The following is a 21,154-nucleotide window of genomic DNA, read 5'->3' as shown; positions in this document are numbered from 1 at the left end:
ACTGACTATTTAGAGTGACAACCTAACAGCGCTCTTATTCTTAGGCCAATTTTCAATGGTAATCTCTGACCAAACCATCCCCTTGAGAAGGATAAATAATGAAAGTAATCAGCTTTAACATTAATGGACTCCGCGCGCGTCTTCACCAGCTTCAAGCCATTATCGATAAGCATCAACCTGACGTTATCGGTCTGCAGGAAATCAAAGTTCATGACGAAGCCTTCCCTATCGAAGATGTCGAAGCAATGGGGTACAACGTTTACTTTCATGGCCAGAAAGCGCACTACGGTGTGGCGATGCTATGTAAACAAGAGCCAATCAGCGTGCAGAAGGGCTTTCCTACTGACAATGAAGAACATCAAAAACGCATGATCATGGCAACGTTTGCAGATGAAAACGGCGAGAAGGTGACAGTACTCAACGGTTACTTCCCGCAAGGTGACAATATCGCTCACGAAACCAAATATCCATACAAGCGCCAGTTCTACAAAGATCTAATGAGCTACCTAAACGGTCACCACTCCAATGATGAACAACTGATCGTAATGGGAGACATCAACATCAGCCCTATTGATGCCGATATCGGTATCGGAGAACCAAACCGGAAACGTTGGTTGAAAACGGGCAAATGTTCATTCCAGCCAGAAGAACGCGAGTGGTTACAAACACTTCTGGATTGGGGCTTTGAAGATACTTTCCGTACTTTACACCCAGAAGTCAATGACCGCTTCTCATGGTTCGATTACCGCTCTCGAGGTTTTGATGACAACCGTGGTCTTCGTATTGACGTGATTTTGGCAACGCCATCTCTTGCTAACAAATGTATCGAGTCAGACGTTGATTACGAACTACGAGGAATCGAAAAGCCGTCTGACCATGCTCCTATCTGGTCGACCTTCAAATAGCCCCTGACCTTTCACCAACGATAAAAAGAGCGCACATTGGCGCTCTTTTTATCGTTAGTATCAACCTAGTGATAAACTTTTAGCTTAATGGTCTTAGATACGCCAAGAAACGTTTCTCTGCCATTTTAAAGCACCACAGAATAATAAACGTCAACGCCATGTAGAACAGACCTGCCGTCAAGAATGACTCAAATGGCGCATAATATCTTGAGTTTACTAAGCGAGCAGCGCCAGTCAAATCCATAATGGTGATGATGCCGGCAACCGCACTACCGTGTAGCATGAAGATCACCTCATTCGAATACGCAGGTAAAGCACGGCGTAATGCGCTTGGTAAGATGATACGACGATAAGTCATAAACGGGCTCATGCCATAAGCTTTCGCGGCTTCCACTTCCCCTTTTGGTAAGCCATTGATCGCACCACGAATAATTTCCGCTGTGTAAGCTGAAGTATTAAGAACGAAAGCCACTAGCGCACAAAACCATGCATTCTCCCAAAGAGTGTCTTTTACTGGGAAGAATTGGTCCATACCGTAGTAAATGAGGTACAGCTGCACTAATAGAGGAGTCCCACGGAAAAAGTAAATAAACGTCCAAGATGGAAGACTTAATGCGTAATTGGTACTGTTACGTGCTACCGCAAGTGGAATCGACACGCCCAAACCAATCACAAGTGCTAAAGAAACCAACCATACTGTCGTCCACAATCCATCTAGGTAGACCGGGAAGCTTTCAACAATCAATGAAAAATCCATGGTTTACCTCGCGTGAATGCTGAATTTACGTTCCACAAGCTTAAGCAAGCCCGTAGAGACACTAGTAAAGAACAAGAAGATAATTGCAACTGCCATATAAAAGGTAAATGGCATCTTTGTTGTACCAGCGGCTAATGAGCTGATACGCACCATATCTTCAAGACCAATGATCGACACGAGTGCAGTCGTTTTTAGTAATACCAACCAGTTATTGCCAAAACCAGGAAGTGCATGTCGGATCATTTGAGGTAAGAGGATTCTTCTGAATGACATGATCGAGCTCATTCCATACGCTTTTGCCGCTTCTAACTCGCCTTTATCTACCGCCATAATCGCACCGCGAAATGTCTCTGCCATATAAGCACCAAAGATAAAACCGATGGTTAGTACACCCGCAATAAATGGGCTGACATCAATATAATCAGGTAAATAAGAGGTCCACTCATGATTAGGATCACTTGCTGTGAACCAATCATTGAGTGTTTCATTGATAGAATAAAGACTGTTGTTTAATAGAATTTGACCACCGAAGAAGATCAACATCATCAGAACCAAGTCTGGGATGCCACGAATAATGGTGGTGTATAGCGTCGCCATTGCTCTCGCCCACTTGTAAGGAGCAAGCTTTGCTAATGCGCCAAGCATGCCAAGAACGACAGCCAAAATCAGAGAAAGTACAGCGACTTCGATGGTTACTAACGCCCCTTTTAAGATCGAGGCTTCATATCCTTGTAAATCCAGCATAGGTGAGTTCCTAATCCCTAAAACTCAAAATCGGCCGTTAGCGACTTCTAGGAACAAGCCAACGGCCGCTTAATTACGGCTTAGTCGCCGTATACATCGTAGTTGAAGTATTTACCTGCGATTTCTTGATAAACACCTTTTTCACGTAGTGCAACGATAGCTGCATCCAGTTTCTTCGTTAGGTCTTTGTCTTGTTTACGAACCGCAATACCCATACCTTCACCAAACCATTTAGGATCAGTCAAAGACGGACCAACAAATTCATACGCTTCGCCACCAGCTTTGTTGATAACACCTTCTTCTAGCGCTGATGCATCACCCAGTACCGCAGCGATACGACCATTCGCAAGATCTAGGTAAGCTTCATCAAATGAACCGTAGCGAACGATTTCTACGTCGTCGCCGTAATTGTCAGTCAAATACTTGTCGTGTGTAGTCGCACGTTGAACACCAATTTTGACATCTTTCAGGTTATCAAAGTCTAAACCTACGCCTTTCTTAGCGATGAATTTGTTTGGAATTTGTGCGTATTTACCTGTGAAATCCACTTTCTTCTTGCGCTCTTCAGTGATCGACATTGCCGCAATGATCGCGTCATACTTACGTGCTAGCAGAGAAGGAATAATACCATCCCAGTCTTGAGCAACGATTTGACACTTAACCTTCATTTCTTCACAAAGAGCGTTCGCCATATCTACGTCGAAGCCTTTGATTGAACCATCGGTCTCGGTCCAGCTAAATGGAGGGTAAGCGCCTTCAATACCAAAGCGAACAGTTTTCCATTCTTTCGCTTGAGCTACACCAGACACTGCCGTTGCAGCAAGCGTTGCTGCTAATAGCCACTTTTTCATTTCCATACTCCTGTGATTGCTATTTTATTTGGTTTTGTTTGTTGTGCGTGCTTGGGAGGCAAGTGAATGCCGCCCACAAAAATTAGGGGCTGTTTACCTAATAAATGGATGAAATAAATTGCTGTAATCGTTGTGAATCCGGGTTAGTAAAAAGTTTCGCTGGGTCTCCCTGCTCCTCAACCAAACCTTGATGTAGAAACATAACATGATTCGATACGTCACGCGCGAACGCCATTTCATGGGTCACAACCAACATGGTTCGCCCTTCTTCTGCCAAATCTCTCATTACCCCTAAGACTTCCCCAACGAGTTCTGGGTCAAGTGCCGAAGTGGGTTCATCAAAAAGCATAACTTCAGGATCAACCGCCAAAGCACGAGCAATAGCGGCGCGCTGCTGCTGACCGCCAGATAGATGCCCTGGGTAGTAGTCTTTGCGCTCGTATAGCCCCACTTTCTTCAGTAGGACCTCTGCGTTTTCAATTGCCTGTGCTTTAGGAACACCAAGAACATGGACCGGTGCTTCTATCACATTCTCTAACACCGTGAGGTGTGACCATAAATTAAAGCCTTGAAACACCATCGCCAAGCGAGAACGAATACGTTGCACCTGCTTTTCGTTTGCAGGCACAGACTCACCCGCGCGATTGTTCTTCATTTGGATAAGTTCACCATTCACCCAAATTTCACCCGCGGTCGGTGTTTCTAATAAGTTGATACATCTAAGGAAGGTACTCTTACCAGAACCAGAAGAGCCAATGATGGAGATAACATCCCCTTTATGAGCGGAAAGAGAAATACCCTTTAGGACTTCATTTTGCCCAAATGTTTTGTGCAGGTTTTTAATATCTAGCGCTGGTACATCATTCATGCGCCTTACTCCCTGTGTTTTTTGTCACTGCAATAAGGGACTCCGCCCTCTTTGAATGAGAACAAATTATCACCACCAAACTAAAGTTGCAACAAATTATTAACCTGTACACTCTAGATAAAAAAACACATATTGCAGATTATTATTCAATAATTAGCAATGTATTCTTATTTACGCGCTTAATAAATTAAAAAACCCCTCATGAGAGGGGTTAAAGATTTCTGTAGTTTTAACAATTACCGTGACAGCTGTGTATATTTGAGAGTTCGAAGGTCAGTGTCATGCTGTGCTTTCTGACTAGGTTTAATTACAAAAGCAACAGCGTCTGTACTCTCATATTGAGAGAGCAAACTTTGAATTTCTCCCTCTGACAAGTTTACAAATTCATAAGTATCTACCGTCAACGACTGTGGGTTTTCTGACGCTAGTCCTGTTCCTGTCAAGTCCGGGATTATAATAACGCCATTATCTGGACTAGCCACAATAACATGTTCTAATGTCATAATTGTCGGGGTGCTGACGCTTTGCGTGTATTTCGCACGAACTACTAGCTCATTAGATGAATTTACGCCTTTAACATCAACGATACCATTTAGTCCCGATTTGACAATCGATGGTGCGACATCATGAGTGACCAAAGAGTCTGGTAGATTAACATCTAGAGTTCCATCTACTTGACCGACCGTTTTAAACTTCCATCCCGTACTCAATATGCCTTCAGCTTGATAATGAAACCCTTTCTCTAAACTAGAAATTGAAAACTCTTCTTCAATCGTGACATTCGGTTCATACCAAGAATATGAGTATTTCCCCTTTGATACACTAATTTTTAAAGATTCCAAATCTGATGACAGTTGATTCGACCAGTTCATATCTGTATCGAGTTGTTCGAGAGCAACAATAAACGGTTCGGAAGCCGAACCAAATTTACTAGCAAAGGTATAACCGGACAGAGTGTTGTTGGAATAACCTTTTATTAGAACTTCTTCATCTGTGTTTTTTTCTACTTCGCTTAAGTTAGACGATACAACCCCGCGATTATGTCTCGAGGATAAAAACTCGTAACTATCTGCTTGTACATTTTGCGTCGTCGCTAATACAAACCCAGTATTATGTTTAGGGGATGAGTCTGCTGTATAGCAATTATCTACCTGAGGTCTGTTCACCTGTATTAATTGCGACTCTAAGTATTTTTTCTGAATTGAAAGAGCTTTATAAAATGGATCATACCCACTCGGTGAGTCGATTACTGTAATATAACTTCCTTGCTCCAAAGGGTACTTATCCAGTCGCAGAATACCGTTAGCATCCGGTTTTTTAGTTTCAACAACGTTACCCACTGCATCGTGAATATAAACCGTTACGTCAGCCGCCTTTCTAGCATATGTATACGTGGTAACACCATTTTCTGTCACCTGTCCAAATAGAGTACAACTATCATTTGGTTTAAGTTCAGTAGTTACTTTCTGAATAAACGTCAACGTCACAACATCACTTGGGGTAGCACCGCCGCCGCCACCACCGCCACTGCCACCACCGCAACCGACCATAAGTCCTGAAATGATTGCCACTAACGGCAGCACATTAAGCTGTTTCATGTATTCTTCCTAAACTGAGCGGCAATGATTAGCCAAAAAATCGTCTTTGCTCGAAATCAAGCAAGAATGAAGCCAGCTTTTCGCACCATCTATGAATGGCATCAATAAGTTCAATTGAGCATTATTTCCGCAAAACAAAGTCTAATTTTATGCAATTTGTGTAATCGAATTACACACTAAACCACCAAGTTGTTCGCATGCCAGACACTTTCTGTAGTTTTCTTTCACATCCTTTCTTAAAGTGATCTAAATCAATCACCCCAAAGGGCTATCTTGCTAAACTCCGCCCTAATGATGAGGAATTTTTTGTGCCTTAACACAACAGGTTATTAGCTATGCTTAGGCACGTGGTATATGTGCAACAAAAAAACTAATATATAGCTAGCATAGGAAGTACCGCAGGACGCGGGTTTTAATATTCAATTCAGAATTAATAATTTTTCAAAATATATGAGGAATCTATGTCAGACGCAGTAAATAAAGCGCACTCTGATTCAGATATTGAGACGAAAAGCTATCAAGAGCTTCATCGTCCATCTTCTGAGTTCGCAAGCCGTTCAGACTACCTAGATCACGAACTGCAAATCATGAAACCACGCCGCTACGCATTGAACTTGCCAGGTCGTGATTTCCGTTTTGAGCTTGAAGACCTTGTTCCTGCACTTGCTGGTACTATCGGTATTATCGCGATGTATTCTGCGGTAATGATGTCTTGGGCTGAAGGTCTTACAGCTGCATGGGATCACGTTAGCTTAGGCAAAGAGTTTGCTATCGAAGTTGCACGTGTAGAAATGCTTATCCCTGCATTCCTTTTCTGTGTACTTGCTTCTGGTTTTATTAACCCTAAAGCCAACCTTGCCGGTAACCACGGTCCAATGATCCCTCTAATTGGTACCATCGCTCTCGCGGGTGCTCACCCTCTTGCATTGGCAATCTTGATCGGTGTATTCGGTCTTCTACTGAGTTTCCTAAAAGGTGGTTCCAAACTGGTGAACCTCACCTCTGAAGGTACCGCCGGTGGCTTGCTTATCTTCTTAGGCTTAACGGGTACGATGAGCCAAATCACCTCAATTCAGGAGTGGGCTGTTGGCCTTCAATCTGACACGGTAGCTGCAGGTAGCATGGGTTACGTTGGTCTTATCGTTCTTGCGGTAACGATCGTACTGTACGCTTACCTTGCAAAAGTAAACAAGCGTTGGCTTGCAATCCCTGTGTGTGCGTTCACCGGTCTATCAATTGCGCTCGTTCTAGGTGCCGGTTTTGACATTAAATTCGTCACTGAAACCGGTCTACCTAACCTAAACCCAGTTTACTGGTGGGGCAGCACTGAAGAAGGTTGGATGCTAGGTTTGCCTAACGTCGAACACTTCATCGCGTCGCTACCATTTGCAATCCTTGCGGTAGCAATGTGGTCACCAGACTTCCTAGGTCACCGTATCTTCCAAGAACTTAACTACCCTAAAAAGACTGAAAAAGTACTGATGGACGTAGATGACACGATGACGATGTGTTCTATCCGTCAAATGGTTGGTACTGCGGTAGGTGGCGGTAATATCACCTCATCTTGGGGGACGTACATGATCCCTGCAGCTATTGCTAAACGCCCAATCCCTGCAGGTTCAATCCTACTAGGCTTGATCGTTATGGTTGTTGCTATCCTTGGCTTCCCAATGGACGTTGCGGTATGGCCACCGGTAATGCGCGTCGCTCTGCTAGTCGGTGTATCTCTACCTCTTCTTGAAGCGGGTATGCAGATGGTTAAAGATTCGAAAGATTCACAAGCAGCGGGCATCTGTATCTTCGGTTCAGCGGTTGTTAACCCTGTACTGGCTTGGGCACTAACGATGCTTCTTGATAACAACGGTCTAATTGGTGACAAAGAGCGTGCTTCACGTCTATCGTTTGTCGATAAGATTGTTATCCCTGTTGGCGTTCTAGCTATCTGTTTGGTCGCGATGCTTGCGGTTGGCATGCTGGAAGCTCAGTTCGGCATTCCTGCTCTATTGTAAGCTTATTGCTCAACTTTGATATGGGTAGCGCTTGTCGCTACCCAATTTTTATCGATTATTTTTAGTGTTTATTGATTTAGTTTAAGGTTTGCAAAAAAAGTTTAGTATAGTCTGAAATTGTTGTATGATAGAACCCACATTAAATGCAGTGACAATATTTATAGTTTTATGACCCAAACTATCTTATTTAAGACTATAAATATTGTTATTCATTAAGAGTGTACTGTTCTCCAGGTAACGTTGGAGATAGCTGGCTCAACGGCGAAACCAGTACGTGTTTTTTCTACTAAAAAGGTAGGTATGTCATGGCAGAGCAATTTGCTAAAGCTTGGGAAGGTTTTGTTGCGGGTGAGTGGCAAAACGAAGTTAACGTTCGTGATTTCATCCAAAAGAACTACGCCCCATATGAAGGCGACGAATCTTTCCTAGTTTCTGAAGGTACTGAAGCAACCAACACGCTTTGGGCTAAAGTAATGGAAGGCATCAAAATTGAGAACGCGACTAAAGCACCACTTGATTTCGATACTGACGTTATCTCTACCATCACTGCTCACGATGCAGGCTACATCGAAAAAGATCTAGAAATTATCGTTGGTCTACAAACAGAAAAACCACTTAAGCGTGCAATCATCCCTAACGGTGGTGTACGCATGGTTGAAGGTTCTTGCAAAGCATACGGTGAAACTCTTGACCCTATGATTTCAAAAATCTACTCAGAATACCGTAAAACTCACAACGCTGGTGTTTTCGATATCTACACTCCTGATATCCTAGCTTGTCGTAAATCTGGTGTACTGACTGGTCTTCCAGATGCGTACGGTCGTGGTCGTATCATCGGTGACTACCGTCGTGTTGCACTATACGGTATCGACTTCCTAATGAAGGACAAGCTAGCTCAATTCAAATCTCTTCAAGAGCGTTTTGAGAACGGCGAAGATCTAACTGCAACGATGCAACTTCGTGAAGAAATTGCAGAGCAACACCGTGCTCTAGGTCAAATCAAGCAAATGGCTGCTAAGTACGGCTTTGATATTTCTGAGCCAGCTCAAACTGCTCAAGAAGCTATCCAGTGGACTTACTTCGGCTACCTAGCTGCTGTTAAATCACAAAACGGTGCTGCAATGTCTCTAGGTCGTACTTCGACTTTCCTAGACATCTTCATCGAGCGTGATATCGCTGCTGGCAAGATCACTGAAGAACAAGCTCAAGAAATGATCGACCACTTCGTAATGAAGCTACGTATGGTTCGTTTCCTACGTACTCCTGAGTACGATGAGCTATTCTCTGGCGACCCAATCTGGGCTACAGAATCAATGGGTGGTATGGGTATCGACGGTCGTACACTAGTGACACGTACAAACTTCCGTTTCCTAAACTCTCTATACACTATGGGTCCTTCTCCAGAGCCAAACATCACTGTACTTTGGTCTGAGCAGCTACCTGAAGGCTTCAAACGTTTCTGTGCGAAAGTGTCTATCGATACTTCTTCTATCCAGTACGAAAACGATGATCTAATGCGTCCTGACCTACAATCTGACGACTACGCAATTGCATGTTGTGTATCTCCAATGATCGTTGGTAAGCAAATGCAGTTCTTTGGTGCGCGTGCTAACCTTGCTAAAACGATGCTTTACGCAATCAACGGCGGCGTTGATGAGAAGCTAAAAATGCAGGTTGGTCCTAAGTCTGAAGCAATCACTGACGAAGTTCTAAACTACGACGACGTGATGGCTCGCCTAGACACATTCATGGATTGGCTAGCGAAGCAATACGTGACTGCGCTAAACAGCATCCACTACATGCACGACAAATACAGCTACGAAGCGTCTCTAATGGCTCTTCATGACCGTGACGTTCGTCGTACTATGGCATGTGGTATCGCAGGTCTATCTGTTGCAGCTGACTCACTATCAGCAATCAAATTCGCAACAGTTAAACCAATCCGCGACGAAGATGGCATTGCAATCGACTTCGAAATCGAAGGCGATTACCCTAAATTCGGTAACAACGACGCACGCGTTGATGACATCGCATGTGAACTTGTTTCTACGTTTATGGGCAAAATCCGTAAACTTAAGATGTACCGTGATGCAATCCCAACTCAGTCTATCCTTACTATCACTTCAAACGTTGTGTACGGTAAGAAAACAGGTAACACTCCAGACGGTCGTCGTGCTGGTGCTCCTTTCGCTCCTGGTGCAAACCCAATGCACGGTCGTGATGAGAAAGGTGCCGTAGCATCACTAACTTCTGTAGGTAAACTACCGTTTGCTGACGCTCAAGATGGTATCTCTTACACCTTCTCTATCGTGCCAAACGCACTAGGTAAGGATGAAAATGCACAACGTTCTAACCTTGCTGGTCTAATGGATGGTTACTTCCACCACGAAGCGGGTATCGAAGGTGGTCAACACCTTAACGTGAACGTTCTTAACCGCGCAACGCTAGAAGACGCAGTTAAGCACCCTGAGAAATACCCTCAGCTAACAATCCGTGTATCTGGTTACGCTGTTCGCTTTAACTCTCTAACTGCAGAGCAACAAGCTGACGTAATCGCACGTACATTCACTGAGTCTCTATAAGACCGGTTGAATTAACACGTTAATTAATACAACAAAGGCCGATGCTGGAAAGCATCGGCCTTTTTTTGTATACACCTCTCGAGTTGTGACATTGCTTAGGATTTTGTTCGCAATCTTCCGTATTATGCGAAAAAAGCTAGCAAATGAAGTATATGAAGCTCAATAAATTAATTGCCCTCGCCTTGCTTTCACCAACTGCGATTGCCTCTACGAAATCCACAGTCTCTTTTGTTTTAGATAACGATGGCATCTTTGGTGTTGATCAGGACTACACTAACGGTGTTTTTCTTTCTTATACCACCGCACAACTCGCGCAAGATAGCGAATGGAAGTGGTTCACCCTTAATAGCCAGCCTAACGTTGACAAAGTAGAATTGGTATTAGGCCACAAAATGTGGACCCCTAGTGATATTGAAGCCGACTACCCTCTTGCTGATGATCGCCCCTACGCCGGCTATCTCCATACAGAAATCAACTATATTTCCCTCACAGCAGATCAAGCCGTTCGTTATAACTTCACCATTGGTGCAACAGGTGAAAGCTCTCTTTCCGGCAAAGCCCAAGATATTGTCCATGGAATAACAGGCTCAACCGACCCGCAAGGTTGGGAGTATCAAATTGATGACGAAATCGCGTTTAGTGTTGGCTACCGTGCATTTAACAAATTAATGCGCAGTGAAGGCAAAGATATTCAGTGGGAAATCACCAATGTGAATGACTTCAATGTCGGTAACTTTCGTAGCGACATCTCGCAAGGTGTCATGTTCCGTTGGGGGAGCAACTTAGCCAATAGCCTAGGGGCTGCCAACATCAGTGTTGAAAGCCCATTTTCAGCCAGTATGTTAGCCAAAAGCACGTCGAGCTGGTTTCTGTATACGGGCTTTGAAGGACGCTATCGATTCAACGACATCACTATCGAGGGTGACCGTTCAGGTATCCCTGAGCCAACCGAGCCTTATGACGTCACACTGCAAAACTGGCAAGCCAGTGCCGTTACGGGCGCCGCTTGGTACAACCAACACTTTGGTGCAAGCTTAACTTTCACTATCAAAACACCTGATTATAAACAAGCGCAAACGGATGTTTATGGCACTGGTTCTTTCTCATTATTCGCTTTCTTTTAGTTGAGTACCTATCTATCCAGATAGCCCGGTGTGTGAGCTCTCATTCGCCGCTTTCTGGACTCACGATCTAAGCAACCAAAACTCTCTAAGACTGTTTTAACCCTGCAATTTGTAATAAAATGACAGGCATAATCTATTAGAAATGAGAGCAAAAGATGTCAACAACTGGTCGTATTCACTCATTTGAGTCATGTGGTACCGTAGATGGACCTGGTATTCGCTTTATCGTCTTCTTGCAAGGTTGTTTAATGCGTTGTAAGTACTGCCACAATCGTGATACTTGGGATACACATGACGGAAAAGATGTCACGGTTGAAGAAATTATTGCCGAAGCAAAAACCTACCGTCACTTCATGAATGCGTCCGGTGGCGGCATCACTTGTTCTGGCGGTGAAGCGATGCTTCAACCTGAATTTGTTCGAGATTTCTTCCGCGCGGCACAAGCCGAAGGCATTCACACTTGCCTAGACACAAACGGCTATATCCGCAAGCACACTGACGTTGTGGATGAAGTTCTGGATGCGACCGATCTGGTTATGCTTGACCTAAAGCACATGAAAGATGAGATTCATCAGGACTTTATAGGTGTGTCTAACCGTCGTGTTTTGGATTTTGCTCGCTATCTACATAAGCGCGGCCAAAAGACTTGGATTCGTTACGTCGTTGTTCCTGGTTACACTGATGAGCCTGAAGCGGCGCACATGCTTGGTGAGTTTATCAAAGACATGGATAACATCGAGAAGGTTGAGCTGTTGCCTTACCACAAGTTAGGCGCACACAAATGGGAAGCTCTGGGGCTTGAATACCCGTTAGAAGGGGTAAATCCACCGCCAAAAGAGACGATGGATGAAATTCAATCGATTCTTTCTCAATATCACTCGAACGTGAAGTACTAATTCAAATTAGGCAAATAAAAGCATCAATACCAGCGCAGTCGCTGGTATTTTTCTATGGTAAGCAGAGCGCTCTAGTATCTTAAGTAGGGAAAATGAGACATGGATTGGTTTAATTTAGTTTCAACTATCGTTGTCATTTGGGTCGTTACGGCGTTTTGTGTGTCCGATTTTCGCAAAGTCGTTTGGCCCAAAATGGTACAAGAGAAGCCTTTTCAGCACTTAGTCTTTACTACCTTATTCTTGTTAATTGTTCTGTGGTCTGCGCAAGCTAGCGTAAAAGAAGGTTTGCAAATTCACTTTCTCGCAATCACAACGCTGACCATGATGTATGGTTGGCGCATGGCTTTCTTGCTGTGTATTCTAGCAATGCTTGCTAATCATCTGCTGCATGATACTCCATTGCTTATGCTGCCAACTTCGCTTGTATTGTCTGCCCTCATTCCCATATTGATTAGCCAGCTTGTTTTCATTCTCAGCTATCAATTCCTACCAAGAAATATATTCGTTTTCATTTTTGTCGCTGGCTTCTTCAATGGGGCAATCACAGGTAGCTTACATTTGCTAGGCAACGCCTTTTACCACCTCTATATCGGCCACTACGACTGGCAAACTATCTTAGATAACTACTTTGCTTTTGTTCCTCTACTTGCCTTCCCTGAAGGGATGCTTAACGGCATGGCATTAGCGGTACTGAGCGTTTTCAAACCTGAATGGTTAAGGGCTTTCTCCGACAGAGACTATATTTACAATCACTACCACAAGTAAATCACTTGTTACCCGACGCAATGTCAAAGCTTCCCCATCTGAGTGTGACCTCATCAAACCTGTTAACAAGTTACTTTAAATGAATCAAATTCGACAATTATTGCCTTTTTTCATATTAAATATGTATTGAGATCATGTTTCATCAATGTATGAAGCGTTAACCTAAGCACATTAAAAATGTATTAGATTATTTAGTGAGGTCACCATGGAAATGTCAAACGCTCAACGTTTGATCCTATCAAACCAGTACAACCTAATGTCTCAACTGGATCCACATAACGCTCCTAAATACAAGCGCCTACAGACTATCGTCGAGCGAGGTTATGAGCTACAAATGCGTGAGTTGAACAAAAATTTTGGCTGTATTACAGAAACAGAATGTCGTGAAATCATCGACATCATGGAAATGTATCATGCAATGCAAGAATCAAATAAGATGCTTGATGATGAAGAGCAAGGCAAGGTTGATCAGCGTCGCTTACAGTTCTTAGGTTTTGACATTGCAACCGAAGCTCAACAAGTGCATTACACACGCTTCCTTGTCGATTCAGAAGGTCTGTACCCTCAATTTGATAAAGCAGACCACCACTTCAATAGCCAGATGCCGATGTTAGAAAAATACCGCCGAATGCTGAGAACATGGCGCAACTGCCCTCGCCAATATCACCTTTGTGCAAATGAAATGGCGCAAATTTTTAGCGCATAATTGCCCAAGCAACGGATAAGGGGAGCATTAGCTCTCCTTTTATTTGCTAAGCGTCTCCCCCCTCCCCCATATTCCTCTTTCCCCATACTGCCATCGACTCACAATCAACCTAAGTCGAACTCTCACGGCAAATTATTGATTTGGCTGCAACTCATTCACAGGATAAATTCCTCCTGCTATCACAGCCTGACTCACAACCCACTTCAGCAATAAATTCATAATTGTTAAGCAAAATTGCAAATCCCCGACTAGGCTTAGAGATAGAAAGGGAGTGATTGAAAGGTCTCTATTCATCACACTTCGTTGCAGTGATAATTACCCATAAAGCAAAATCTTTGATGTTGTCTATCATGCTGTTAGCACAAACTAAACGAGATAACCGGGTGTATTACTGTGTACAACGAAGGCCAAATGTAATGGCAGAGAAACCTGCTTCAACGTTCGTCGGTAGACTGACTATTAAAGGGGAAAGCGACATGAGTATTTTCGACCACTATCAATCAAGATATGAAGCTTCAAAAGATGAAGAGATGTCGTTGCAGGATTTCTTATCCCTGTGTAAAGACGACAAAAGCGCATATGCCAACGCGGCAGAACGATTGCTGATGGCAATTGGGGAGCCCAAAGTCATTGATACAGCTCTCGATCCTAGGCTGAGTCGCATTTTCTCGAATCGAGTCATATCACGTTATGAAACATTTAAAGATTTCTATGGTATGGAAGATGCCATAGAACAAATCGTCTCTTATTTAAAACATGCTGCACAAGGCTTAGAAGAACGTAAACAGATTCTATACCTCCTTGGTCCAGTGGGCGGTGGTAAGTCGTCGTTAGCTGAAAAACTCAAGGCTTTAATGGAAAAGATGCCGATCTATGTACTAAGTGCAAATGGCGAGCGTAGTCCCGTTAATGACCATCCATTCTGCCTATTCAATGCAATAGAAGACGGTGAAATTCTTAAAAAAGAATATGGCATCGAAAAGCGTTACCTACGCTCGATCATGTCACCATGGGCAGCGAAACGCTTACATGAATTTGGTGGAGATATCACTAAGTTCAAAGTATTGAAAGTACGCCCATCCATCCTAGATCAAGTTGGTATCGCCAAAACTGAGCCAGGTGATGAGAACAATCAGGACATCTCATCATTGGTTGGTAAAGTTGACATCCGCCAGCTAGAACATTTCTCCCAAGATGATCCAGACGCGTACAGCTACTCTGGCGCGCTTTGTAAGGCGAACCAGGGCTTGATGGAATTCGTGGAGATGTTTAAAGCCCCAATCAAAGTGCTTCATCCTCTTTTGACGGCAACGCAGGAAGGTAACTTCAATGGCACTGAAGGGCTATCCGCGATTCCATTCGACGGTATGATTCTGGCTCACTCAAACGAGTCTGAGTGGCAAACGTTCCGCAACAACAAAAACAATGAAGCGTTCCTCGACCGGGTCTACATTGTAAAAGTACCTTACTGTCTACGCGTATCTGAAGAAGTGAAGATCTATCAAAAACTGCTTGAAAACAGTGAGCTTTCTAAAGCACCTTGTTCACCAAGCACACTCGAGACTTTAGCTCAGTTCAGTATTCTTTCACGACTTAAAGAGCCTGAAAACTCTTCGATTTTCTCAAAAATGCGGGTCTATGATGGGGAAACACTAAAAGATACCGATCCAAAAGCGAAGAGCTACCAAGAGTACCGCGACTACGCAGGTGTCGACGAAGGCATGAAGGGTCTATCAACGCGTTTCGCGTTTAAGATATTATCTCGCGTGTTTAACTTCGATCAAACAGAAGTCGCGGCGAACCCGGTTCACCTCTTCTACGTTATTGAACAACAGGTAGAGCGTGAACAATTCCCATCTGAACTCGCAGAAAAGTACCTCGAATTCTTGAAAGGTTACCTAGTACCTCGCTATGTAGAATTTATTGGCAAAGAAATTCAAACGGCTTATTTAGAGTCGTACTCTGAATATGGTCAAAACATCTTTGACCGCTATGTAAGTTACGCAGATTTTTGGATTCAAGACCAAGAGTATCGAGATCCAGAAACTGGCCAACTGTTTGACCGCGGATCTCTTAATTCCGAGTTAGAAAAAATCGAAAAGACCGCTGGCATTTCAAATCCAAAAGATTTCCGAAACGAAATCGTCAACTTTGTGCTTCGTGCGAAAGCGAATAACAATGGTCAAAATCCTGTTTGGACCAGCTACGAAAAACTGCGCACAGTGATTGAGAAGAAAATGTTCTCCAATACAGAAGAACTACTTCCGGTTATCTCATTTAATGCGAAAACCTCTTCTGAAGATCAGAAGAAACACGACGACTTTGTCGCTCGCATGATGGAAAAAGGCTATACCGAGAAACAGGTTCGCCTACTTTCTGAGTGGTACCTACGAGTACGTAAGTCATCCTAACCCAGCGAATGAGTTAGGTCGCTTGTGAAACATGAAGAGGGCTATTTCATGGCGCAATTTATAGACCGCAGGCTCAATGGTAAGAATAAGAGCGCTGTTAATCGACAGCGCTTCTTGAAACGCCATAAAGAGCAGATCAAAGAGTCGGTAGCAGACGCAGTGAATCGACGCTCGATTACGAATACGGAAACGGGCGAAGACGTCTCAATACCACACAAAGACATTAACGAACCCATGTTCCATCAGGGTAAAGGTGGGATGCGTGAGCGTGTGCATCCGGGCAACGACCAATTTACCACTGGTGACAAGATCGAGCGTCCGAAAGGCGGTGGTCAGGGCGGCGGGGCTGGTGAAGGCAATGCTAGTCCTGACGGTGAAGGCCAAGACGAGTTCGTATTCCAAATATCGAAAGATGAATATCTCGACATCTTGTTTGAGGATCTTGAACTGCCAAACTTAGAGAAAAATCAGATTGCCAAAATTACCGAATGGAAAACACATCGAGCAGGCTTCCAAACTGCGGGGATTCCATCGAATATCGCCATTATCCGTTCACTACAGCAATCACTGGCGCGACGAACCGCAATGACTGCGGGCAAAAAACGCCTTTTGCATGAGCTTGAAGTGGAGCTCACTCGTATCGAACATATCGAGCCAGCTCAAAAGCTCGAAGAGAATCGGTTAAGAAAAGAAATCGCAGAGCTTCGTAAAAAAATAGATAATGTGCCATTCATCGATACATTCGACTTACGTTTTAAGAACTACGAAAAACGCCCGGTTCCATCAAGTCAGGCCGTGATGTTCTGTTTAATGGACGTTTCAGGCTCCATGGATCAAGCGACGAAAGACATCGCTAAGCGTTTTTATGTACTTCTATACCTATTCTTAACCAGAACTTATGAGAACGTTGAGGTGGTGTATATTCGCCACCATACTCAAGCGAAAGAAGTCGATGAGCATGAGTTTTTTTACTCACAAGAAACCGGGGGTACCATTGTATCTAGCGCACTCAAACTGATGGATGAAATTGTCAAAGACCGCTACCCAGTTGGTCAGTGGAATATCTATGCCGCGCAAGCATCCGATGGCGATAACTGGGCTGACGATTCCCCAAGGTGTCGTGATTTATTGGTCAATCGCTTATTACCCAATTGCCAATATTATTCGTATATCGAAATCACTCGACGATCACACCAAACACTATGGCATGAATATGAAAAGCTGACAGAAGCATTTCCAAACTTCGCCATGAAAAACATTCGCTCTGTGGAGGATATCTTCCCAGTCTTCCGTGAACTATTCCAAAAAGAAACGGCGTAAGGAGGCTAGCGATGAATACCGCAACGAACAACCTCTCGAGGGAGGCCGCAAATAAGCGAAGAGACAACATGCTACCAGATGGGCCAGATTGGACGTTCGCCCTTCTGGAGCGTTACCACAAAGAAATCAAACGTGTTGCTGAGTTTTACCGTCTCGACACTTACCCTAACCAAATTGAGGTCATCACTTCAGAACAGATGATGGATGCCTATTCCAGTATCGGTATGCCTATTAACTATAACCACTGGTCATTTGGTAAAAAATTCATTCAAACAGAACAGAACTATAAGCATGGGCAAATGGGGCTAGCGTATGAAATCGTGATCAATTCCAACCCATGTATCGCCTATCTGATGGAAGAGAATACCATCACTATGCAAGCCTTGGTTATTGCTCACGCTTGTTATGGACATAACTCTTTTTTCAAGGGCAACTACTTGTTCCAAACTTGGACGGATGCAAGCTCAATTATCGATTATTTGCTGTTTGCGAAGAAGTATATTGCAGAGTGTGAAGAGCGTTATGGCGTCAAAGAAGTAGAGCAGCTGCTTGATTCCTGTCATGCGTTAATGAACTTTGGTGTAGACCGTTATAAACGCCCGGAAAAGATTTCTATTAACGAAGAAAAAGCACGCCAGGAAGAACGTGAAGCCTATCTACAGTCTCAAGTTAACGATTTGTGGCGAACGGTACCGCAAGCAAAAACAAAAGACGAAGATATTAAGGTTCGCTTTCCTACTGAGCCTCAGGAGAATTTGCTCTATTTCTTCGAAAAGCATGCGCCCCTACTTGAACCTTGGCAACGAGAGATCGTCCGTATCGTTAGAAAAGTGAGTCAGTACTTCTACCCTCAGAAACAGACTCAAGTGATGAATGAAGGCTGGGCAACATTCTGGCACTACACCATTCTGAATCACCTCTATGATGAAGGCATCGTTTCAGAAAAGTTCATTTTGGAGTTTCTGCATAGCCACACGAGCGTGGTAGCACAACCACCATACAACAGCCCTTATTTCAACGGCATCAACCCTTATGCGCTCGGTTTTGCGATGTTCCGAGACATTAAACGCATTTGTGAAGAGCCGACGGACGAGGATAAAGAGTGGTTCCCCGACCTCGCAGGTTCTGACTGGTTAGACGCCCTGCACTTTGCAATGCACAACTTCAAAGATGAAAGCTTCATCAGTCAGTACCTATCGCCAAAATTGATGCGCGATTTCAAACTGTTTGCTATCAACGACGATGACCGTAAGAACTACATTGAAGTTGCTGCCATTCATGATGAAATGGGTTACAAACGCATCAGAGAAACACTGGCTGCGCAGTACAATTTGGCAAACTTAGAGCCAAACATTCAGGTATTTAATGTCGACGTCCGTGGTGACCGTTCATTGACTCTTCAATATGTACCCCATAACCGCATCCCTCTAGCGAAAAGCTATGAAGAGGTATTGAAGCACGTTTATCGATTGTGGGGCTTTGACGTTATTTTAGAGGAGATCAAGGATACAGGACATAGAGAAATCCTTTCTACCTGTCCTAAACGAAATCAGTACGAAACAAATATCTAAAGGGCTTTCGCACAAACCGATACGCTTGATCCTAAAACCAACTTAGAAGATGACACTAAAAAACAAAAGGCTCCTAATAACATAGGAGCCTTTTATCGTTAGCATTTTATCAATAGCTATTGCGCTTGCTTAGCCACGATGGCCCTTACGGTGTCGAGATCTTCTTGAGTATCTACACCGGCTGCTGGCGCATCTTTTGCTACCGCAACGTGAATTTTCTGACCATACCAAAGCACTCGAAGTTGCTCTAAACACTCGATTTGTTCAATGGCACTTGGCGCCCAATTTACGTAGGTATTAATAAAACCTGCTCGATACGCATAGATGCCGATATGACGCATCAGAGGATTAGCAATCGTCTTCTCTTGCTTGGCGAAGTTATCGCGATCCCAAGGGATGGTCGCACGACTGAAGTACATCGCGTAGCCACGTTCATCAGCCACCACTTTAACGGCGTTTGGATTGAAAACTTCATCTTCTGACTCAATTTCAACCGCTAATGTAGCCATCGGAGCATCACAGCCTGCTAAATTATCCGCCACTTGACGAATAATAGATGGCGGGATTAATGGCTCATCACCCTGAACGTTAACTATGATGTGATCCTCAGGGATCGACATCTTTTCTACCACTTCCGCTAAACGTTCCGTGCCAGACTCGTGGTTTGGTGATGTCATGCAAACCTTGCCACCAAACTGTTCTGCCGCTGCAGATACACGCTCATCGTCAGTGGCGATAATCACATCAGCTGCACCTGCTTGCAATGATTGCTCGTAAACCCACTGAATCATTGGCTTACCACCAATGTCTGCCAATGGTTTGCCAGGTAAACGGCTAGATGAGTAACGCGCTGGAATAACAACCGTAAAAGACATTAACGTCCCTCGTCCATGCTCATGGTTCTTGCTTCAGGCTCAAGCAGAACAGGAATACCCTCTTTGATTGGGTAAGCAAGGCGATCCAATTTGCAGATCAACTCTTGATTATCTTTATCGTACGTCAGCTTACCTTTGCACACAGGGCAAGCTACAATCTCAAGCAGACGGTGATCCATAAGTCGCTTTAACCTCTTTTATTCGTTTTAAAATTCGCTCTGCATCCGTTGGTTCGAACTGAGCAGAAACAGGCAGATACCACCAATTGTCTTGCGCATAACTCTCGCATTTAACGGCATCTTTTTCTGTCATAATCACATTCGCCCCTTGTTGGGCCAATGTTTCTAATTCTTGTTGATCAAAGTCCTGGTGATCAGCAAACCCCTTGGTGACTTTGACATCCGCATTCATAACGTTAAGTGTATGAAAAAATCGTGGTGGGTGCCCAATGCCGGCAAACGCCACTATATCTTTCAACTTTGTAACATCCACTTGCTGTTTGGTCTTTAGATTGATGGCGTTCGATGGCGCAAGAGACATCGCAATTTCACCTTGCTGCGCATGACCACCATTCGTAATGATGAAATCCACGCTTTCAAGCCGCTCCACCCCTTCTCGCAACGGGCCTAGCGGAATCAAACTTTCATTTCCAAAGCGTCGGTTGCCATCGACAATCACAAGCTCAATGTCACGCTCTAGCGCATAATGCTGAAGACCGTCATCTGTGATGATGATATCAACCCCGGTATCAAGCAAAGCCTTTACGGCATTCGCACGTACGGGGTCAACAGCCACTTGCGCCCCCGTTCTGCGATAAATAAGCTTTGGTTCATCACCACAATGCTGGGCTGGCGTATTCGCATCTAAAATGAGTGGGTATTGCAAAGCTTTTGCGCCATAACCACGAGACACCACGCCTGGCTTGTAGCCAAGTCTTTTCAGTTGTTCCACCAGCCATACTACAACTGGTGTTTTACCATTACCACCTGCTGTAATGTTACCCACCACCACAATAGGTACTGGCGCTTTATAAGCTTGTTTTTTACCTGATTGATATTGCCGGCGTTTGAATTTGCTGATCGCGCCAAACAACAGACTTAGTGGCCACAAAAGTGGCCAAAAAAGGTATTTGAAAGGGTGGTTTTCAAACCAGATTTTCTCAATCACAGTGC

The 21,154-nt window shown here is 44.0% G+C and carries 18 protein-coding genes; 10 read left to right on the top strand and 8 right to left on the bottom strand.

Annotated features, from left to right (window positions below; translation table 11 throughout):
• The first annotated feature begins 98 nt into the window (after window positions 1–98).
• Entirely contained in the window at window positions 99–905 is an 807-nt protein-coding gene (gene xthA / locus AK965_RS05115; RefSeq protein ID WP_099078597.1) for an exodeoxyribonuclease III, read from the top strand.
• A gap of 79 nt (window positions 906–984) precedes the next feature.
• On the opposite strand, the gene AK965_RS05110 is transcribed toward xthA, so the two are convergent.
• The 5 genes from AK965_RS05110 to AK965_RS05090 all read right to left on the bottom strand — a co-directional run bounded on the left by AK965_RS05110 (window position 985) and on the right by AK965_RS05090 (window position 5,723).
• Window positions 985–1,662, bottom strand: coding sequence for an ABC transporter permease (locus tag AK965_RS05110; RefSeq protein ID WP_099078596.1), 678 nt, complete (start codon window positions 1,660–1,662; stop codon window positions 985–987).
• Window positions 1,663–1,665: 3 nt separating this feature from the next.
• Window positions 1,666–2,406, bottom strand: a complete 741-nt coding sequence (locus tag AK965_RS05105) for an ABC transporter permease (protein ID WP_099078595.1) — start codon at window positions 2,404–2,406, stop codon at window positions 1,666–1,668.
• A gap of 80 nt (window positions 2,407–2,486) precedes the next feature.
• A complete protein-coding gene (locus tag AK965_RS05100; protein WP_172438070.1) occupies window positions 2,487–3,257 on the bottom strand; it encodes an ABC transporter substrate-binding protein in 771 nt (256 codons plus the stop codon).
• Between the two features lie 97 nt (window positions 3,258–3,354).
• Entirely contained in the window at window positions 3,355–4,125 is a 771-nt protein-coding gene (locus tag AK965_RS05095; RefSeq protein WP_099078593.1) for an ABC transporter ATP-binding protein, read from the bottom strand.
• Between the two features lie 236 nt (window positions 4,126–4,361).
• Window positions 4,362–5,723 (bottom strand): flagellar sheath protein A, encoded by a 1,362-nt coding sequence (locus AK965_RS05090; protein ID WP_099078592.1) that lies wholly within the window; start codon window positions 5,721–5,723, stop codon window positions 4,362–4,364.
• Window positions 5,724–6,184: 461 nt separating this feature from the next.
• Between AK965_RS05090 and AK965_RS05085 the strand changes: the two genes are divergently transcribed.
• The 9 genes from AK965_RS05085 (at window position 6,185) to AK965_RS05045 (ending at window position 19,107) form a co-directional block, all read left to right on the top strand.
• The gene (locus tag AK965_RS05085; protein WP_099078591.1) at window positions 6,185–7,732 is read left to right on the top strand and encodes a DUF3360 family protein; all 1,548 of its coding nucleotides are present in this window, start codon (window positions 6,185–6,187) and stop codon (window positions 7,730–7,732) included.
• 305 nt (window positions 7,733–8,037) lie between these two features.
• Window positions 8,038–10,314, top strand: coding sequence for a formate C-acetyltransferase (gene pflB, locus AK965_RS05080; protein ID WP_099078590.1), 2,277 nt, complete (start codon window positions 8,038–8,040; stop codon window positions 10,312–10,314).
• A gap of 152 nt (window positions 10,315–10,466) precedes the next feature.
• The gene (locus AK965_RS05075) at window positions 10,467–11,438 is read left to right on the top strand and encodes a lipid A deacylase LpxR family protein (protein WP_172438069.1); all 972 of its coding nucleotides are present in this window, start codon (window positions 10,467–10,469) and stop codon (window positions 11,436–11,438) included.
• Window positions 11,439–11,593: 155 nt separating this feature from the next.
• Window positions 11,594–12,334 (top strand): pyruvate formate lyase 1-activating protein, encoded by a 741-nt coding sequence (gene pflA, locus AK965_RS05070; RefSeq protein ID WP_099078588.1) that lies wholly within the window; start codon window positions 11,594–11,596, stop codon window positions 12,332–12,334.
• Window positions 12,335–12,433: 99 nt separating this feature from the next.
• Window positions 12,434–13,099 (top strand): energy-coupling factor ABC transporter permease, encoded by a 666-nt coding sequence (locus AK965_RS05065; RefSeq protein ID WP_099078587.1) that lies wholly within the window; start codon window positions 12,434–12,436, stop codon window positions 13,097–13,099.
• Between the two features lie 205 nt (window positions 13,100–13,304).
• The gene (locus AK965_RS05060; protein WP_099078586.1) at window positions 13,305–13,805 is read left to right on the top strand and encodes a YfbU family protein; all 501 of its coding nucleotides are present in this window, start codon (window positions 13,305–13,307) and stop codon (window positions 13,803–13,805) included.
• Window positions 13,806–14,281: 476 nt separating this feature from the next.
• A complete protein-coding gene (locus AK965_RS05055; RefSeq protein ID WP_099078672.1) occupies window positions 14,282–16,216 on the top strand; it encodes a PrkA family serine protein kinase in 1,935 nt (644 codons plus the stop codon).
• A gap of 48 nt (window positions 16,217–16,264) precedes the next feature.
• Window positions 16,265–17,536 (top strand): YeaH/YhbH family protein, encoded by a 1,272-nt coding sequence (locus AK965_RS05050; RefSeq protein WP_099078671.1) that lies wholly within the window; start codon window positions 16,265–16,267, stop codon window positions 17,534–17,536.
• Between the two features lie 11 nt (window positions 17,537–17,547).
• Complete coding sequence (locus AK965_RS05045) at window positions 17,548–19,107, top strand: SpoVR family protein (protein WP_099078585.1); 1,560 nt, start codon at window positions 17,548–17,550, stop codon at window positions 19,105–19,107.
• A gap of 116 nt (window positions 19,108–19,223) precedes the next feature.
• Here AK965_RS05045 and kdsB read toward each other — a convergent pair whose 3' ends face one another.
• The 3 genes from kdsB to lpxK are packed head-to-tail and all read right to left on the bottom strand — an operon-like array spanning window position 19,224 to window position 21,149.
• Window positions 19,224–19,982: a 3-deoxy-manno-octulosonate cytidylyltransferase gene (gene kdsB / locus AK965_RS05040; protein WP_099078584.1), complete on the bottom strand. Its 759-nt coding sequence runs from the start codon at window positions 19,980–19,982 to the stop codon at window positions 19,224–19,226.
• Entirely contained in the window at window positions 19,982–20,161 is a 180-nt protein-coding gene (locus tag AK965_RS05035; protein WP_005378451.1) for a Trm112 family protein, read from the bottom strand. Before AK965_RS05035 ends, kdsB begins: the two co-directional genes overlap by 1 nt.
• A complete protein-coding gene (lpxK, locus tag AK965_RS05030; RefSeq protein ID WP_099078583.1) occupies window positions 20,142–21,149 on the bottom strand; it encodes a tetraacyldisaccharide 4'-kinase in 1,008 nt (335 codons plus the stop codon). Before lpxK ends, AK965_RS05035 begins: the two co-directional genes overlap by 20 nt.
• Between the last annotated feature and the right edge of the window lie 5 nt (window positions 21,150–21,154).

Source organism: Vibrio sp. PID17_43, from assembly GCF_002608565.1.
In the GTDB taxonomy this organism is placed as follows: domain Bacteria; phylum Pseudomonadota; class Gammaproteobacteria; order Enterobacterales; family Vibrionaceae; genus Vibrio.
The sequence above is the reverse complement of the archived record's forward strand: the minus strand, read 5'-3'. Positions and strand labels throughout refer to the sequence as shown.

What these genes read in the sequence shown, in the direction of transcription:
- AK965_RS05085 (WP_099078591.1), top strand. Translation starts at nt 6,185, where the DNA reads ATGTCAGACGCAGTAAATAAAGCGCACTCTGATTCAGATATTGAGACG.
- AK965_RS05055 (WP_099078672.1), top strand. Translation starts at nt 14,282, where the DNA reads ATGAGTATTTTCGACCACTATCAATCAAGATATGAAGCTTCAAAAGAT.
- pflB (WP_099078590.1), top strand. Translation starts at nt 8,038, where the DNA reads ATGGCAGAGCAATTTGCTAAAGCTTGGGAAGGTTTTGTTGCGGGTGAG.
- AK965_RS05100 (WP_172438070.1), bottom strand. Translation starts at nt 3,257, where the DNA reads ATGAAAAAGTGGCTATTAGCAGCAACGCTTGCTGCAACGGCAGTGTCT.
- AK965_RS05050 (WP_099078671.1), top strand. Translation starts at nt 16,265, where the DNA reads ATGGCGCAATTTATAGACCGCAGGCTCAATGGTAAGAATAAGAGCGCT.
- pflA (WP_099078588.1), top strand. Translation starts at nt 11,594, where the DNA reads ATGTCAACAACTGGTCGTATTCACTCATTTGAGTCATGTGGTACCGTA.
- AK965_RS05045 (WP_099078585.1), top strand. Translation starts at nt 17,548, where the DNA reads ATGAATACCGCAACGAACAACCTCTCGAGGGAGGCCGCAAATAAGCGA.
- AK965_RS05110 (WP_099078596.1), bottom strand. Translation starts at nt 1,662, where the DNA reads ATGGATTTTTCATTGATTGTTGAAAGCTTCCCGGTCTACCTAGATGGA.
- xthA (WP_099078597.1), top strand. Translation starts at nt 99, where the DNA reads ATGAAAGTAATCAGCTTTAACATTAATGGACTCCGCGCGCGTCTTCAC.
- AK965_RS05095 (WP_099078593.1), bottom strand. Translation starts at nt 4,125, where the DNA reads ATGAATGATGTACCAGCGCTAGATATTAAAAACCTGCACAAAACATTT.
- AK965_RS05065 (WP_099078587.1), top strand. Translation starts at nt 12,434, where the DNA reads ATGGATTGGTTTAATTTAGTTTCAACTATCGTTGTCATTTGGGTCGTT.
- AK965_RS05035 (WP_005378451.1), bottom strand. Translation starts at nt 20,161, where the DNA reads ATGGATCACCGTCTGCTTGAGATTGTAGCTTGCCCTGTGTGCAAAGGT.
- AK965_RS05105 (WP_099078595.1), bottom strand. Translation starts at nt 2,406, where the DNA reads ATGCTGGATTTACAAGGATATGAAGCCTCGATCTTAAAAGGGGCGTTA.
- AK965_RS05090 (WP_099078592.1), bottom strand. Translation starts at nt 5,723, where the DNA reads ATGAAACAGCTTAATGTGCTGCCGTTAGTGGCAATCATTTCAGGACTT.
- kdsB (WP_099078584.1), bottom strand. Translation starts at nt 19,982, where the DNA reads ATGTCTTTTACGGTTGTTATTCCAGCGCGTTACTCATCTAGCCGTTTA.
- AK965_RS05060 (WP_099078586.1), top strand. Translation starts at nt 13,305, where the DNA reads ATGGAAATGTCAAACGCTCAACGTTTGATCCTATCAAACCAGTACAAC.
- AK965_RS05075 (WP_172438069.1), top strand. Translation starts at nt 10,467, where the DNA reads ATGAAGCTCAATAAATTAATTGCCCTCGCCTTGCTTTCACCAACTGCG.